At 65.9% G+C, this 16548-nt stretch carries 12 protein-coding genes; 9 read left to right on the top strand and 3 right to left on the bottom strand.

Features of this window, described 5'->3' with window-relative positions; genetic code table 11:
* Window positions 1-828 (bottom strand): sulfate adenylyltransferase subunit CysD (cysD, locus tag ABD172_RS13640; RefSeq protein ID WP_344310503.1); only part of this gene is annotated, 828 nt, incomplete at its 3' end.
* On the bottom strand, window positions 825-1664 hold the full coding sequence (locus ABD172_RS13635; RefSeq protein ID WP_344310502.1) for a 3'(2'),5'-bisphosphate nucleotidase CysQ: 840 nt from the start codon (window positions 1662-1664) through the stop codon (window positions 825-827). The genes ABD172_RS13635 and cysD, both read right to left, overlap by 4 nt.
* Before the next feature lie 207 nt (window positions 1665-1871).
* On the opposite strand from ABD172_RS13635, the gene cysC reads away from it, so the two are divergent.
* Window positions 1872-3065, top strand: coding sequence for an adenylyl-sulfate kinase (gene cysC, locus ABD172_RS13630; protein WP_344310500.1), 1194 nt, complete (start codon window positions 1872-1874; stop codon window positions 3063-3065).
* A gap of 211 nt (window positions 3066-3276) precedes the next feature.
* Complete coding sequence (locus ABD172_RS13625) at window positions 3277-4494, top strand: hypothetical protein (protein WP_344310498.1); 1218 nt, start codon at window positions 3277-3279, stop codon at window positions 4492-4494.
* A 106-nt stretch (window positions 4495-4600) separates the two neighbouring features.
* Here the strand turns inward: ABD172_RS13625 and rfbA are convergent, their stop codons facing one another.
* Window positions 4601-5470: a glucose-1-phosphate thymidylyltransferase RfbA gene (gene rfbA, locus ABD172_RS13620; RefSeq protein ID WP_344310494.1), complete on the bottom strand. Its 870-nt coding sequence runs from the start codon at window positions 5468-5470 to the stop codon at window positions 4601-4603.
* Window positions 5471-5685: 215 nt separating this feature from the next.
* Here rfbA and ABD172_RS13615 point away from each other — a divergent pair, with 215 nt between their 5' ends.
* From ABD172_RS13615 to wecB, 7 genes are all read left to right on the top strand, one after another.
* Complete coding sequence (locus ABD172_RS13615; RefSeq protein ID WP_344310492.1) at window positions 5686-6588, top strand: rhamnan synthesis F family protein; 903 nt, start codon at window positions 5686-5688, stop codon at window positions 6586-6588.
* Complete coding sequence (locus ABD172_RS13610; RefSeq protein WP_344310490.1) at window positions 6585-9911, top strand: glycosyltransferase; 3327 nt, start codon at window positions 6585-6587, stop codon at window positions 9909-9911. The genes ABD172_RS13615 and ABD172_RS13610 overlap by 4 nt, the downstream gene beginning before the upstream one ends.
* A gap of 64 nt (window positions 9912-9975) precedes the next feature.
* A complete protein-coding gene (locus ABD172_RS13605; RefSeq protein ID WP_344310488.1) occupies window positions 9976-10908 on the top strand; it encodes a glycosyltransferase family 61 protein in 933 nt (310 codons plus the stop codon).
* A 70-nt stretch (window positions 10909-10978) separates the two neighbouring features.
* Window positions 10979-12145 carry a nucleotide sugar dehydrogenase gene (locus tag ABD172_RS13600; protein WP_344310486.1) on the top strand — a complete coding sequence of 389 codons (1167 nt, stop codon included), beginning with the start codon at window positions 10979-10981 and terminating at the stop codon, window positions 12143-12145.
* A gap of 52 nt (window positions 12146-12197) precedes the next feature.
* The gene (locus ABD172_RS13595) at window positions 12198-13754 is read left to right on the top strand and encodes a BNR repeat-containing protein (RefSeq protein WP_344310484.1); all 1557 of its coding nucleotides are present in this window, start codon (window positions 12198-12200) and stop codon (window positions 13752-13754) included.
* Complete coding sequence (locus ABD172_RS13590) at window positions 13751-15316, top strand: hypothetical protein (protein WP_344310483.1); 1566 nt, start codon at window positions 13751-13753, stop codon at window positions 15314-15316. The genes ABD172_RS13595 and ABD172_RS13590 overlap by 4 nt, the downstream gene beginning before the upstream one ends.
* A gap of 94 nt (window positions 15317-15410) precedes the next feature.
* Window positions 15411-16529 carry a non-hydrolyzing UDP-N-acetylglucosamine 2-epimerase gene (gene wecB / locus ABD172_RS13585; RefSeq protein WP_344310505.1) on the top strand — a complete coding sequence of 373 codons (1119 nt, stop codon included), beginning with the start codon at window positions 15411-15413 and terminating at the stop codon, window positions 16527-16529.
* The last annotated feature ends 19 nt before the right edge of the window (window positions 16530-16548 follow it).

The raw sequence follows: 16548 nt of genomic DNA, 5'->3' as shown, positions 1-16548 counted from the left end.
CTCGGTGAGGCGGACGGCCGCGACCTCGTCGACGATGTCCTGCAGCGTGGCGGCCGGCGACTCGACGGCAGCGGTGAGGTTCGCGTCGCCGACGGTGCGGTAGCGGACCGACTTCACCTCAGAGGTTTCGCCGTCCTGCTTCGGCGTGAACTCGTTGACGACGAAGAGCATGCCGTTGCGGTCGACGACCTCGCGCTCCTTCGCCATGTAGAGCTCCGGAATGTCGATGTTCTCGGCGGCGATGTACTGCCAGATGTCGAGCTCGGTCCAGTTGGAGATCGGGAACACACGGATCGATTCGCCCTGATGCACACGACCGTTGTAGAGGTTCCAGATCTCCGGGCGCTGGTTCTTCGGGTCCCACTGGCCGAATTCGTCACGGAAGGAGAACACACGTTCCTTGGCGCGCGCCTTCTCCTCGTCACGACGACCTCCGCCGAACGCGGCGTCGAACTCACCCTTCTCGAGGGCCTCGAGGAGAACCGGGGTCTGGATCCGATTACGGGAACCGTTCGGCTCCTCCTGGACGAGTCCACGCTCGATCGCATCGGGCACGCTCGCGACGACGAGATTGAGGCCGAGGCGGTCCTTCCACCGGTCACGGCACTCGAGAACCTCCGGGAAGTTCAGACCGGTGTCGACGTGCATGATCGGGAACGGAATCCGAGCGGGCGCGAAGGCCTTCGCTGCGAGGTGGAGCATCACGATCGAGTCCTTGCCGCCGCTGAACAGCAGCACGGGACGACGCATTTCTGCGACGACCTCGCGGATGATGTGAATGCTCTCGGACTCCAGGTACTCGAGCTGGCTCAGGATGTGAGAGCTCACCGGTCACCTTCCTTCATGGGCTTCTGGTTGGCACCCACGCTTGCGAGCATGGCGCTCACGCGGGCGACGTCTGTCGGGTGGCACACGATCAGATCGGGCAACCACGGGTCTTCACGGTTGTATTCGAGCGGGCTTCCGTCGAGCCGGGTGCAGTGCAGTCCTGCAGCCTGCGCAACCGCCACGGGCGCAGCCGAGTCCCACTCGTACTGACCACCGCCGTGGACATAGGCGTCCACCGTGCCGTCGAGGACGGCCATGACCTTCACTCCGGCCGAACCCATGGGAACGAGGTCGACCTCGCCCTGCTCCGCGAGGTCGGCAACGAATGCCGGCGGCCGGGTGCGACTCGCCGCGAGCTTGAGAGGCGCCTCGGCGTCGTTACGCGCGGTTGCACACGCCGGAGCGGGGGTGGCCTTCACCTCACCCCTGGCGGGGAGGCCGACAGCGCCCACGGTCAGGCCGGCACCGGATTCCCAGAGCGCGATGTGGACGGCGAAGTCATCCCGCCAGATCCCGGCATCGTTGCGTTCGGAGAACTCGCGTGTTCCGTCGAGCGGGTCGATGATCCACACGCGGTCCGCAGTGAGGCGGGCAGCGCTGTCCTTCGCTTCCTCCGAGAGGACGGCGTCGCCGGGGCGGGCATGAGAGAGGGCGGAGGCGAGCCATTCCTGGGAAGCAGCATCCCCGGCGTCCTTGAACGCCTTTCCGTCGAATTCCTCGGCGTCGTGTGCGAGTGCACCGTCGCGAAGAGTGAGGAGGACCTTTCCGGCGCCTTCGGCGAGAGCGATCGCGAGCTCCGTGTCGGACAGTGACGCGTCCGGAAGTGCAGGGCTCACTGATGCGATTGTCGAACTACTTCGTGAGGTCATGTTGTCTCTCGGTGTGGGCGCAGAGGTTCTCGGTCGGTGACGACCGTCACCGATGTTAGCATTTGCGCGTTTTTACCTTGCCAATCAAACCGGTCGGAAATGGGCCGCACACAGGCACGTAGAGTCGGCAGTGCAGATCAGACTCACCGTCCTACCCCGGAAAGCGAAGTTCCCGTGACCGAAACCCGTGTCCTCTCTCCCGACGACGTCGACGTTCTCGAGCTCGTCCTCACCGGTGTCCTGCCCGAACTGCCCGAAGAACTGAGGCCCGGCGCGGGGAGCGACGTCGTCTTCACGGACGCGGAGAACACGCCGATCGGTCGTGTCGACACGGCGGGTGTGGTCCACTCCGAGAAGGCCCTGGCCCTCCCGCAGAGCCCGCTCGCGGACCCCGAGGTCCGCCTTACTGCGCCGCTGTCGACACACTCCGAGGTCGCAGTCTGGCTGTCGGTGCCACTGGTGAAGGCCGAGGAGGACGCTGTGCGACAGCGGGTTGCCGGGGCAGCGCCCCCCGTTGTCATTGCGGTGCCGGCTTCCCGCCATGCAGTCGTCGGTATCGGTGAGGCTCACCCGATTGCGCTTCTCGAATATGCGCGGGCACTTGCCACCGATCTCGGTGGAGCGCAGGTCGTCGTCGTTCCCTGGCCCAACGGACCCGAAGCATATGCGGGTGTGTCGCCCGCTGCACTCGCCTCCGCGCTGAATGCGGACGAGATCATCGATCCGATCGCCCAACGTGCATCCGATATTCACGAAAAGGTCGCGCAACTCGGCGATGCCTTCGCGCGTGCCGTCGCTGAGATCTATTCGCCCGAGGCTGCACGAGCCGTCACCACTTCGCACGCGAATGCCCATCGTCGTGGCAAGGTCTACTTCTTCACCGGTCTTTCCGGCTCCGGGAAGTCGACGGTGGCGAAGGCGTTCGCTACGGCGCTCGAGGCCGAGGGAAACACGGTGTCGCTCCTCGACGGCGACGAAGTCCGTCATCACCTGTCCAAGGGCCTCGGCTTCTCCCGCGAGGACAGGGAGACGAATATCGAACGGATCGGGTATGCCGCATCCCTCGTCGCCAAGCACGGGGGCATCGCGATCGCCGCTCCCATCGCCCCGTTCGCCTCAGGCCGCGCCAAGGTCCGGGAGCTCGTCGAAGGGGCGGACGCCGACCTCGTCCTCGTCTGGGTGAACACCCCGCTCGAGGTGTGCGAGGAACGTGACCGGAAGGGTCTCTATGCCAAAGCGCGCGCCGGGGAGATCCCCGACTTCACCGGGATCTCTTCGCCTTACGAGGAGCCCGAGGATGCCGACATCGTCATCAACACTGCGGAACTCTCGATCGACGAAGCAGTGGAGATCGTGCGCTCCGCGTGACCTCGCACATTCGACACAGCAAGCAGTCCTCGGGCTTTGCGGGGACACGAGACCGTTTTTCCTATAGAGGAGTTCCGAAGTGAAAGGTGCGTCCTCACGTACTCCCTTTGTTGTTGCCGGGCCATCCCACATCGTGCATCTTCGACGGGCAATCGACATGGGGGAGGTCGCAGCGCCTCGTGCTGACGTGAAATGGGTGGGAGCGCGTGCCGTGTCTCTCTTCCATCCGATGTTCGAGAGCGAGGAGTTCTTCTCGAACCCGCTGCCGTCGTTGCTCCTCATTCCCGATTTCCGCATCGGGAACCGAACATTCGGAAATCCCTCCCACCCTGCTTGGTACAGCGGAATCGAAAAAAGGTTTGTCACTCCCGAGATCGATCGGAAGATGTACCGGAAGACCATGGAGACGGTCAAACGGGTGCGTGATGCCAACCCTCACTGCCACTTCCTGTTCTGGAGCCTGGCCGGCCGCGAGTTCACGAACATGCAGTCCGGCAGGTACATGGATTCGGGACAGTACCGTCACCCCATTTGGAACCTCGCTGAGGCGGAAGCCGAAATCGGGGACAACGTGATCTCCCTACAGCCGCTTCTGTCACACCGGCTGGCGGAGAGGATGTTCAAGGACTCGCAACTCCATCCGACGAACTTCGGATACCGGTTCCTGCGGTCCGTCATCGACGATGTGGCACACCTGGGAGCTTCGGATACTGCCCGACAGTTGGACGTTCTGGCGGGTAATCTCGAGATCCCCGTGATCGACTTCGGCAGGCCGACGGTCCTGACCGGCACGTCTGCATGGAACAGGACGCTTTCCTATTACCTGAAGAAGGGGATGGCCGAACTGGGGCCGAACGTCGAATTCGTCCCGGACGTTTCGCAGATCCCGCCTCAGCAGGGCGGATCGAAAGACTTCGTGTGGATCTCCGGCCTCAGCAAATCCAGCGCGGAGGACGACTTCGCGGGGCTCAGGAAGGAGGCGCAAATCCTGCGGTCGGTGGAGGACAAGGGATACTCTCCGCGCGTTCTCGTCTGGGATGCCCACGCGTACGCCTTCAAGAGCCCGGCCGATCGCTTTCCGGCTGGGGACCCCCGCAACGGGGACGTGCTCGATCGCCGATTGAACAAAGAATGCGGCCCGAAGATTCGAGTCCATCTGAACCGGCCGGGTGGTCCCCGGCTCATCCAACCGCGCGACGTCGAGCTGGACACTGCTGTGAAGGGACCAATGGCGACGTTCCCCGGGCTGGCCGCCGTCACCCGTGCAATGGGCGGAACGGTCACCTGGAAGATGTTCGAGCCGTTCCAGGAAGAGGTACCGGAGGTGGCTCGGGAATCGTCACCGATCGATCGGGACTTCCAGGCCAGAGTTGCCGCCTCTGTGCCGGTGCTCCGAGGACTCTGGCGACGGGTGAAGTCCCGGTCTTAGTCCGGGGCACCTTCTTGGACAGGGTGGTGCCTACCTCTGCCGCCTCCGGAGGAAAGCATGGAGGCTCGGGTCGACTGAATGACAGTCGCCCGAGCCTCCAGAAAATTCAGCGTCCGTGTTCGAGCAATTCCATGAGATACCTGCCGTACCCGCTCTTCACGAGCGGCTTCGCGCGCTCGGCGAGTTCGTCGTCGGACAGGTAGCCCTTGCGCCACGCGATCTCCTCGGGGCACGCAACCTTGAGCCCCTGGCGGAGTTCGATCGTGCGAATGAACGCCGAGGCCTCGTGGAGCGATTCGAACGTCCCGGTGTCGAGCCATGCCGTACCGCGCGGCAGGATCTCGACATTCAGCAGTCCGTCGTTCAGATAGGACTCGTTGAGCGAGGTGATCTCGAGTTCACCGCGCGCCGAGGGCTTGATCTGCTTCGCCCGCTCGACAACGGTCTCGTCGTAGAAGTAGAGACCGGGGACTGCGTAATTGCTCTTCGGCTCCTTCGGCTTCTCCTCGAGGGAGATCGCCTTGCCCTCGCCGTCGAACTCGACCACACCGTAAGCCGTCGGATCCGCCACCCAGTAGCCGAACACGGTCGCGCCCTCCGAGTGCGTGAAGCGGTCGAGCTTCGCACCGAGGCCGGTACCGTGGAAGATGTTGTCGCCGAGGACCAGGGCACCCGGTCCGCCCTGCAGGTGCTCCTCGCCCAGCAGGAATGCCTGCGCCAGGCCGTCGGGGGACGGCTGCACCGTGTAGCTCAGGTTGATCCCGAACTTCGAACCGTCACCGAGGAGGTTCTGGAAAGTCTCCGAATCCTGCGGAGTCGTGATGATGAGGATGTCCGAGATCCCCGCGAGCATAAGAGTGCTCAACGGGTAATAGATCATCGGCTTGTCCCACACCGGGACGAGCTGTTTGCTCACGCCGTAGGTGATCGGATGCAGTCGAGAGCCGGTTCCTCCGGCAAGGATGATTCCACGCATACGGGCGATTCTTGCACGGGGCTGTGAACAGCTGGGAAACTGCGGTCCCGACCGGTAATGGCATACTGGCGACTTGTTCGTCGTCGGTGTCCGAAGGGCAGGTAGCGTTGTCGGTTCTCGTGGTCATGGCGCATTACGACGTGGACCGCACCCTCAGGCCGCATACCGAGAGGACCATCCGTACCTACGCGGCGGACGCGGATCGAGTGGTCGTCGTGTCGACCTCCGGAGTGAACGAGCAAGAGCTCGAAGGCCTCCCCTCGAACGTCCATTTCACGACGCGCCCCAACTTCGGGTACGACTTCTACAGTTACAAATGGGGGCTCGACCTCGTCCCCGACTATCCCGATTTCGACACCCTCGTCGTCTCGAATGACTCGTTCATCGGACCGTCCGTCCCCCTGAGGGACGTCGTCGAGAGCGAGCCGGCTTCCCGTTACGACTTCATGGGAATGACGTGGTCCCTCAGTCACGGTGCGCACGCACAGAGTTTCTTCTTCGTCGCCGGACACAATCTCATCCGCTCCGCCGGATTCCGTTCGTTCTGGAAGAACATGGAACCGGTGTCCGACCGGATGAAAGTCATTCAGGCGTACGAGATCGGCCTGACGAGAGCGGTCCGCGAAGCCGGATTCGCCTCCGGCGGTTATTTCGAACCGACGCCGGAGGAATTCGACCTCGCTCGCCGGCGGTTCAGGCACCACGCCGATGTGCGATTGCACGTGAAGCACAAGGACTCGTTCCTCTCGGAACTCACCGACTGGACGGGTGACCAGACGAAGAACTTCAATCCGGCCGCGGCCTGGGCGGACAGATTCCTGCTCGACGACCGCCTCCCACTCCTGAAGTTCGACACCCTCCGGTACGACCCCTACGAACTGGGGGCGGAGCGCCTGCTCCGTGAAGCGGAGAAGCAGAAGCCCACACTCATGGAGGGTGTGCGTGAGTTCCTCAACGCCACCCGGGACCGCTACGCATTCCGGCCCGGGGAGAACAACGTCGTCGTATCGGACCGCGAACGGGAGCGGAGCGGCCTCGGATACTGCATGGACGAGGCATTCACCGCAGACTCCGCTCGCACGAACCACACCACCCGAGGAAAGGGCATGAGCCTGTGAAATCGAAGAAGGCACTCGTTCTCGCGGCGGGCGGCTGTGTTCTCCTGGGACTCCTCGTCGTCGGCACCGTGGTGTGGACGCCGCTCGTGTGGATCGTCCTCGGCCTTCTCCAGGTCCTCGTGCTCCTCGTCCTCCTCGACTCGCGTCGCGTCCTCAGCGCGCGGATCTTCGCGACGACGTCGAAACTCGAGCGGCAGCTACGCACCTCCGGCTCCGCGGCGTCGCGGAACGGCTCGAAGGGCTCCTCGTCCTCCCACACGTCCACCGGAGCCCAGACTCCGGACGAGGCCGACGTCCGGACGATCCTCGCCTCCCGCATCTTCGACACGGAGTGGTACGAGGTGCAGGCCGACGCCGAGTTCCCCACGGCCGCAGAAGCGGTCGGCGACTACCTCTCCCGAGGACGCAGGGCAGGACTCACTCCGCACCCGCTCTTCGACCCGACCTTCGTGTTCCCGAAGGACTGGAGGACCTCGAAGACCGACCCTCTCCTGAAGTACATCCGCAACGTCGACGACGCGTGGACGAAGCCCACATCCGCGGTCTTCGACCCGGCCCTCCTCGACGAACGGCTGCCGGAAAGCGATTTCGGACCGCTCGCCTCCTTCGTCCTCAACCGGGGCGCCGAATATCCCCTGCCCCACGAGCGGGTCGACGGAAACCCAGCGCCCACCCTGACCCGAGTACGCGCCGACCTCGTCCGTGCGAGCCGCGACTGGCATGCCCGGGAGCAGGCTCTGGTGCCGTCGCGGGGATCGGCCGAGGCGCCTCGGGAGGAGGAATCCCTCGCGGAGCTGCGTGCCGCATTCGACGCCGGCGACGACCGTCCGCTCGTCTCGATCGTTCTCCCGACGTGGAACCGCGCCGCGTCCATCCGGGCGTCGATCGAATCGGTGAAGAACCAGTCGTACGACCGCTGGGAGCTCATCGTCGCCGACGACGGCTCGGTCGACGACACCGAACTCATCGTGGCCTCCGAGTCCTCGCGTGACGCACGCGTCCACTACCTGAAGCTCGACCACCGCGGAGTCAGCGCCGCGCGGAACTCCGCACTCGCGGCGGCCACGGGGGACTACGTCGCCTTCCTCGATTCCGACAAGGCCTGGGACCCGGAGTTCCTGCACACCATGATCGCCCACCTCGTCGGCACCGGAACGGACGCGGCGTACTCGGTCACCGCGGTCTCCTTCGGCCCCAGGACGGTGCATCACACCGTGCCGGCGACCCGGGAATCGCTGCTGGCCAGCAACTCCGTCGACCAGACGGCCCTGGTTGTGAGCCGAAGCGTTCTCGACCGGACGGGAGGCTTCGACGAGTCCCTGCGCCGCGCCGTCGATTACGACCTCATCCTCTCGCTCACCGAGATCACCGACCTCCACCTCGTCCCGTTCGTCGGCGTCCGCTACACGGAGGACGACCAGGACCCGAACCGGATCAGCGAATCGCAATCGGTGGCCTGGAACTTCCACGTGCGGGACAAGCACAAGTGGCGCCGGTTCGAGGAGCCGGTGCTCACAGCCGGCCGTGTCACCGTCGTCGTCGACGGAATCGCCTCCGGCCGGGAATTGCGCAATGTCCTCGCCGGACTCACCGCATGGGTCGACGGGACCGATCACGAGATCATCGTCATCGCCGAGTCGCACGACTGGGCACTGGTCCGCTCGCTCGAAGCGGTGACCTCCGCCTCGGGTACCGCAGCCGTGCGCTTCGTGTACTCGCTCGCGGGCGGCTCACTCCCGCTCTCCGTGAACGAAGCGATCCGCCGGGCGACGGGGGAGTTCCTCTTCCTCATGTCCGGTGGCCACCGCCCGCTCGACGGTTCTCTCACGGACTTGCTCGATGAACTCCGAACCTCCGAAGCAGAGGCACTCCACCCGGTCGTGCTCGACGGCACCCGCCTCATCCACGACGCAGGAGTCGTCTTCCCCGACGGGTCGACCGACCCCGTGCCGTTCCTCCGGGGACTGCCACGTGACTGGCCGGAGTGGAAGGAACGCTTCGTCGAGACTCCCGCCGCCCCCTGGCCGCTGCTCATGCGGACCGCGTCCGCACTCTCCGTCCGGGGGATGAACACCAAGCTCCGGAAGCTGTGGGCCGATCTGGATTTCTCCCGCAGGCTGTCCGCGGAACGACCGATCCTGCTGGACACACACACCGCGTTCCAGCTCCTTCGGGCGAACACGTACGCGAAGACCGCGGACGCTGCCGCCGACGTCCGGATGTTCCACGAGGAGTGGTCCGGTCGGAGCGAGGACTCCCGGGCGCTCCTCGACGCCGCCGGTGTGGACGTGGAGTTCGCCGGGTTCGATTCGGTGAGCGCGGAGAAGAACCCCGCGCTCTGGCCCGTCGCGCACGTGCGCCCGCGTCCGCTCACCTCGGTGAAGGAGGGCGTGCCCCGGCTGCGGTGGGCGATCAAGACCGCCGCTCCCGCGCACGAAGGTGCCGCATCGTGGGGGGACTACCACTTCGGACAGTCCCTGGCGTCGGCGCTGCGGGAACTCGGCCAGTCGGCCGTCGTCGACTACGGGCCGAACGCAGCGCGCGAGTCGGCCCACCTCGACGACGTCGTCCTCAACCTCCGCGGGCTCGAGTCCTTCGCGCTGCCGACGGAATCCACGAAACTGCTGTGGGTCATCAGCCACCCCGACGACGTCGCCGCCCGGGAGATCGTCGGTTACGACAAGGCCTATGCCGCGAGCACGACGTGGCCCGGACTGATGAAGTCGCAGTGGGGAGTCGACGTCACGCCGCTGCTGCAGTGCACGGATCCTTCCCGATTCTTCATCGACGATCCCGCGGACGAGGTCGCGGACAAGCTCGTCATGGTCGGGAACTCCCGGCACCAGTACCGTCCGGCGGCCTGGCACACGGCCCACGCCGGACTGCCGGTCGCGGTGTACGGCAACGACTGGGAAGGGCGGGTGCCGGAGGAGAACATCGCCGGTTCGTACATCCCGAACGACGAACTCCGCCGCTACTACCGGGGAGCGCGATGGGCGTTGAACGATCACTGGTCCGATATGCGCGACCACGGATTCGTCTCCAACCGGATCTTCGACGTCCTCGCCTCCGGCGGGCGCCTCCTCACGGACGAGGTCGACGGACTCGACGACCTCGTGCCACGGGACATCCTTCCGCAGGGGGTGGCGACCTTCCGCTCGCCCGCGGAGCTGCTCTCCGTCGCCGAGGCGGGGCCCGGGGCCGTCTACACGGACGAGAACCTGCGCGCGGCTTCGGAATACGTACGCACACACCACAGCTTCGCCGCGCGTGCCCAGGTCATGCTCGACGACGTGCTCCGACTCCGGTCGCGGAAGGACTGACCGGTACATGGGCGTAGAAGACCTGGTCCGGTGGGAACGCGCGACACCGCCCGCGGAAATCGAGATGAACGTAGGCATCCGCGACGTCGACAATGCGGTTCTCTCACCGTTCGCCGTCCGTGCGGAGGGGAGGCGAAGGAAACTCCGTGGCGCGGTCTACACCGCGGCCGGCACCCTGGTCGAGGAATCCCTCCGCCTCAGCGGCCCGGGCGGCCTCGTGGTCGAGGACAACCCCCGCTCCCTGCCGCCGGAGGACCTCGGCAGGGACATGGTCCACCTCCGGGGCACATGGCTCTACGGCGGCCACTGGATGCCGGAGTTCGGGCATTTCATCACCGAGACCGTCACGCGGTTGTGGCCGGACCCCCGACCTGTCGCAGGAGTCGTCTACCACCGGTTCGTCGGCACCGAGGCGATCAAGCCGTGGCAGACCACGCTCATCACCCGCGCCGGCTGGGGTGCCGCGCAGACTCTCGTGAATACAGGGTGGGCCCGGGTCGACCACCTCGTCGTGCCCTCGCGGACCGTCTTCCTCAGTTCGATGGTGCATCCGACCGCGGTGCGGCAGTGGGAGCGGATGTCGCCGAACGCCCATACGGCCGGCGAACCCGTCTTCCTGTCGAGGAGCAGGTTGACCAGCGACCCACGGAGGACGAGAACGGATCCGCTTCTCGACCGGGAATTCGCCGCGCGCGGGTTCCGCGTCTTCCACCCGCAGGAACACCCCGTGGACGAGCAGATCCGTGTTGCGTCGCAGGCGCCCGTGCTGGCAGGTGCAGTGGGATCCGCCCTCCACCTGTCGGCATTCGCGAGCCCGGACTGCCGCACGATCGAACTCGGGGACATCCGCACCCGCGATCGACCGCACAGACCACAGCGGGCGATCGACGCTGCGTGCGGCCGACTCACCGCCCATGTGCCCTATTACGAGCAGGACGGGGCACGAGACATCTCATCTACCTCTCATGCCCTCGATGCGATCATGAAGTCATCGTGATGCGGAGGCCGTGCGCCTTCGCCACAGCAGATTCGTCCCGTCCCGACCTCGACCGAACGGAATCCCCATCGTGAAGATCGCTATCGCCGGTACCGGCTATGTGGGCCTCTCGAACGCCATCGTGCTCGCGCAGAACCACTCGGTCGTCGCGGTGGACCTCTCGCAGGAGAAAGTCGATCTCATCAACGCCGGCATCTCACCGATCGTCGATGCGGAGATCTCCGAGTACCTGTCCACCCGGGACCTCGACCTCGTGGCGACGACGGACGGGGACGCGGCGTACGCAGACGCCGACGTCGTGGTGATCGCAACGCCGACGAACTACGACGAGCGAACGAACTTCTTCGACACCTCCTCGGTCGAATCCGTCGTGGCACAGGTGATCGCCGCGCAGACGAACCCGCTCATCGTGGTGAAGTCGACCGTGCCGGTGGGGTTCACCGAACGGATGAAGTCGGACCACCCGGGGACCCGGTTCGTGTTCTCCCCGGAGTTCCTGCGAGAGGGGAAGGCGCTCTACGACAACCTGCACCCGTCCCGGATCGTCGTGGGGGACCGCGGCGAGGACGGACGGATGTTCGCGGACCTCCTCGTCGAGGGCGCACTCGAGAGCGACGTGCCCGTCCTCCTCACCGATCCCACCGAAGCCGAGGCGATCAAACTCTTCGCGAACACGTACCTCGCCCTCCGCGTGGCCTACTTCAACGAACTCGACACGTACGCGGCGACGCACGGACTGGACTCCGCCCAGATCATCGAAGGCGTCGGGCTCGATCCCCGCATCGGATCGCACTACAACAACCCCTCCTTCGGCTACGGCGGCTACTGCCTCCCGAAGGACACGAAGCAGCTTCTGGCCAACTACCAGGACGTGCCGCAGAACCTCGTCCAGGCCGTCGTGAACTCCAACACGACCCGCAAGGACTTCATCGCCACGGACGTCCTCCGCCGCAATCCGAACGTCGTCGGGATCTACCGGCTCATCATGAAATCCGGTTCGGACAACTTCCGGGAGTCCGCCATCCAGGGCGTGATGAAGCGCATCAAGGCGAAGGGCGTCGAGGTCGTCGTGTACGAGCCCGAGTTCCCCGAGGACTCCTTCTTCCGCTCGGATGTGATCCGTGACCTCGACGAATTCAAACGTCGGTCGGACGTCATCCTCGCGAACCGGCAGACCGATGTCCTCGCCGACGTGAGCGACAAGGTGTACACGCGCGACATCTACGGCCGGGACTGAACCCGTGGGTGCGTCGGCAGGTCGCGTTCGCCGGCGGGGCGCCCGTCAGCACGTGCGCCCGGTCGTCGCCGCGACGCTCGGCCTCGCCCTGCTGGTGGGGTGCACCGGAAGCGAACCGTCTCCGACGGCGACGACGGATCGCCCCGAGGCGAGCGGCCCACCCACTCCGACCGCCTCGGCGATCGAACGGTTCCCCGCACCGGCGCAATGCACCGCCGGCAGCCCCGGCCTGAAGGCCGCTGCGACTTCCTCGACCGTCGTCGACCGGTCCGAGGACGTGGGAAGGACCTGGGCGGGGATGTACGTCGGACAGTCGTTGCTCACGACCGAGACGGATCAGTACGTCGCCTACTACGACCCCGACCGGGTCATGACGATCGCGCAGCGGAAGATCGGGGTGAACGGGCTGCCCGTGTCCGGGTGGACCCACAGAGCCCTCGACTCGACTCTCGGGTGGGACAGCCACAACTACGTGACCCTGGCAGTGGACAGGGACAACGCCCTCCACGTGTCCGGGAACATGCACGGCACCCCACTCGAGTACTTCCGGACGCAGCCCGGCGGCAATATCGACACCCTCGCCCGCGTCCCGACGATGGTGGAGAACACACCCGAGGACAGAGTCACGTATCCGGTCTTCCTCAGGCAGGGCAACGGTGGCCTCTTCTTCTACTACCGTGACGGTGGGTCGGGCGACGGATCGACGTTCATGAATCGCTATGACGAGAAGTCGAAGTCGTGGTCGAGCGTGGTCGACGGGCAACTCTTCGACGGGAACGGTTCCACGCAGGATCCGCACGGTGACTGGAACGCCTATCAGACCCAGCCCACCTTCGGCCCCGACGGGTTCTTCCACATGCTGTGGGTGTGGAGGGACACCCCGGACGTCGCGACGAACAGCGTGCTCACGTACGCGCGAACGAAGGACTTCGTGCAGTGGTACGCCGCGGACGGCACGCCACTGACGCTGCCCTTCCGGCATGGTGAGGGCGACGTCGTCGATCCGGTCCCGTCCGGGGGCGGGCTCGTGAACGGGCTGCAGGCGATCGGGTTCGGTTCCCGGAACCGTGTCGTCGTGACGTATTCCAAGTACGACGCGCACGGCAACGTACAACTGTGGGCGGCCGAGCCGGACGAGGGCGGCGACTGGCGGACACATCAGCTGACGACATGGGACAACCCGATGGAGTTCGAAGGTACCGGCACACTCTCGATACCGTTCGGGGTCGCAGGCGCAGAGGCGAACGACGACGGGACACTCTCGATCGAGTATTCGTGCCACGGCGCGCGGCAGACACTCACCGTCGACGAGTCGTTCGCGTTCGTGTCCCAGAGCGGCCGAGCACCGGTGTACCCACGTGCACTCACCGACGTGCGGGGGAACGACCCCGCGCTCGGTGCCCGGGTCGCCGTCGATCTCGGCGAGTCGTACGGGTTCGATCCGAAACACACCTATGTGCTCCGTTGGGAGACACTGGGCACGAATCACGACGAGCCACGTGAGACGTGGCCGAAGGACGGAACAGCGCTCACGGTGGCGTTGCTCGAAGACCCTCGCGGCGGCTCACCGAAGCCGTTTCCGGAGACGCACGGAGGACAGAACGGATGACGCGACGCACACGTACCCGGTACTTCGCTCTCGCCGGCACCCTTGCACTGATGGCCGGTGTCGGATGCAGCGGAACGAAGTCGGACGAAGCGCCCTCGACGCCGCCGGATCCGACGAGCGCCGCACCGTTCGTCCAGGAATTCGGAGGGGCGTCGGTGGACGGCGAACCGGCGACTGTCGTCGTCGACGGGGAACCGAGCGACAACGAGGTGGAGTCGAACCTCATCGGGCTGTCCTTCGAGGCGACCGACCTCCCCGACGAGCGGTGGGACCCGGACACCGGGAACCTCGACGAGGTGCTCGCGGAACTCGGGTCGCCGGGACTGCGATTCGGTGGGAACTCACTCGATCGACGGGTGTTCTGGACGTCCGAGGACGAAACCGCGCCGGACGATTCCTACACCGTCGTGACACCGGAGGACCTCGAACGCGTCGGACGGATGGCCGAGACGCTCGGGTCCGACGTGACTCTCGGCATACCGCTGGGGGACTTCGATCCCGAACGCGGTGCCGATATGGCCGTTCACGCGGTGGAGGTGTTCGGCGACAACCTCATCGGGATCTCCATCGGGAACGAACCGAACGGGTTCACGGTCGACACCCGTCCGGGCCTGAAGATCCGGGAGGACTCGTGGAACGAGGAGGAATACGTCGAGCAGGCCGGCGAGTACATCGAGGCGATCGACGGAGCCGTCGGTGAGGACGCGCCGATCGTGGGCCCCGGTGCCTTCGACGGCGCGTGGCTCACAGCGTTCCTCGAGGCGGATTTCCCCGGCACGACCGCGCTCACCCAGCACTGGTATGCGACGTACAACTGCGATTCGACCGAAGTTCCGGGGCGGGGGCCGCTACCGGAGAACCTCGTCGATCCTGTCGTCCATGATGCGGCGGCGAAGATGCTCGGCATCGGACTCGAGAAGTCGGAAGCCGCGGGTCTTCCGCTGTGGGTCGAGGAGACCGGTTCCACGTCGTGCTCAGGAACGACTCCCTCGTCGCGCACTCATGCGACTGCCCTGTGGACCGTCGATTATGTGCTCCACGCAGCCGAACTCGGTGTGGCGCGCCTCAACATGCACTCGATGCTCGGTCCGTGCGACACGGGTGCCACGATGTCCGTCGTGTGCTCCGCGGTGGGGGAGACGGAAGGGTCGGGTGACTCCGGTGGCTCCGGCGAGGTGCGTGAGCAGGTCAACCACCCGGCGCTCGAACTCGCGTCCCTGAGCGTCGGCGGCAGCGTTCTCGGCACGGAGGACACCGGGGGAGGGAACCTCCGGTCGTATGCGGTGGAGAAGGACGACGCGATCGTCGTGACGGTCGTCAACAACAACGACGCAGCCGAATCCCGCGGGAATCCCGTGAGCATTTCGGTGCCCGAGGGATACCGGGCCACGGAGGCCGCGCAGATCCACGGCCCGGCCAACGACGCCGAGAACTCCACCGGTTTCACGCCCCTGTCCGCGCTCACGGGTGAGGGATCCGGCGTTACGTCGTCGGAGCCCGGCGCCCTCGACATCGACCTGGTCTCCAGTTCCGCCACCACCGTCGTCTTCGAGAAGGCGTGACGCCGACTAGTGTGAGCATCGCCCTCGACCGAGCGGCACGGAACGACACACGATGGAGAACCCAGTGACCGACACGACCACCCGCCCCGTCGTCATGGTCGTGTACGGCACCAGGCCGGAAGCGATCAAGGTCGCACCGGTCGTCAGGGCGCTGGAGGCCTCGGAGACCCTCGACGTGCGCACTGTCGTCACGGCGCAGCACCGGGAGATGCTCGACCAGGTGAATTCCGTCTTCGGCATCGAACCCGATGTCGACCTCGACCTCATGGCCCACGGCCAGACCCTCAACGGGATCGCCGCGAAGGTCATGGCCCGGATCGACGAGGTGTACGCGGAGCACACGCCCGATGCCGTGCTCGTCCAGGGCGACACGACGACGGTCATGGCCGCGGGAATCGCCGCATTCAACCGCGAGATCCCCGTCGTCCACCTCGAAGCGGGCCTGCGCAGCGGTGACCTCCACTCCCCGTTCCCTGAGGAGGCGAACCGCAAGCTCGTCTCCCAGATCGCCGCGCTCCACCTCGCCCCGACCGAGGTGTCCCGCGCGAACCTTCTCCACGACGGTGTCTCCGACGACACGATCGTCGTCACGGGGAACACCGTGATCGATGCACTGCACTGGGCGGTCCAGCAGCCCGCGACGTTCTCGGACCCGGCGCTCGCGATCCTCCGGGAGACCGACCGCCCGATGCTCCTGCTCACAACGCACCGCCGCGAGAACCTCGGCCCCAACATGGTCGATATCGGTCGCGCGGTGCGCCGGATCGCTCAGGCCCACCCGGACCTCGTCGTCGTCTGGCCGGCCCACAAGAACCCGAAGGTGCGCGAGACCATCCGGCCGTTCGTCGAGGACCTCGACAACGTCATCGCCATCGAACCGGTCGGATACGGCGAGTTCTCCCACCTCATCGCGCGGGCACACATCGTCCTCACCGACTCCGGCGGGATCCAGGAGGAGGCCCCGAGCCTCGGGAAGCCCGTGCTCGTCCTGCGGGAGAACACCGAACGGCCCGAGGCCGTGGACGCCGGCACCGTCGCGCTCATCGGGACGGCCGAGCAGCGGATCGTCGACGAAGTGACGCGCCTCATGAACGACGGTGAGGCGTACGCCGCCATGGCCAACGCGGTGAATCCCTACGGGGACGGCCACGCGGCGGAGTACGGGGTGGCCGCAATGGAGAGACTCCTGGGCGTTGCTCCTCGAGCGGAGTGAAACTCCGGCGGTGCTGAGC

It is taken from the genome of Brevibacterium samyangense, from assembly GCF_039529845.1.
In the GTDB taxonomy this organism is placed as follows: Bacteria; Actinomycetota; Actinomycetes; order Actinomycetales; family Brevibacteriaceae; genus Brevibacterium; species Brevibacterium samyangense.
The sequence above is the reverse complement of the archived record's forward strand: the minus strand, read 5'-3'. Positions and strand labels throughout refer to the sequence as shown.

What these genes read in the sequence shown, in the direction of transcription:
- rfbA (WP_344310494.1), bottom strand. Translation starts at nt 5,470, where the DNA reads ATGCGTGGAATCATCCTTGCCGGAGGAACCGGCTCTCGACTGCATCCG.
- wecB (WP_344310505.1), top strand. Translation starts at nt 15,411, where the DNA reads ATGGTCGTGTACGGCACCAGGCCGGAAGCGATCAAGGTCGCACCGGTC.
- ABD172_RS13590 (WP_344310483.1), top strand. Translation starts at nt 13,751, where the DNA reads ATGACGCGACGCACACGTACCCGGTACTTCGCTCTCGCCGGCACCCTT.
- ABD172_RS13605 (WP_344310488.1), top strand. Translation starts at nt 9,976, where the DNA reads ATGAACGTAGGCATCCGCGACGTCGACAATGCGGTTCTCTCACCGTTC.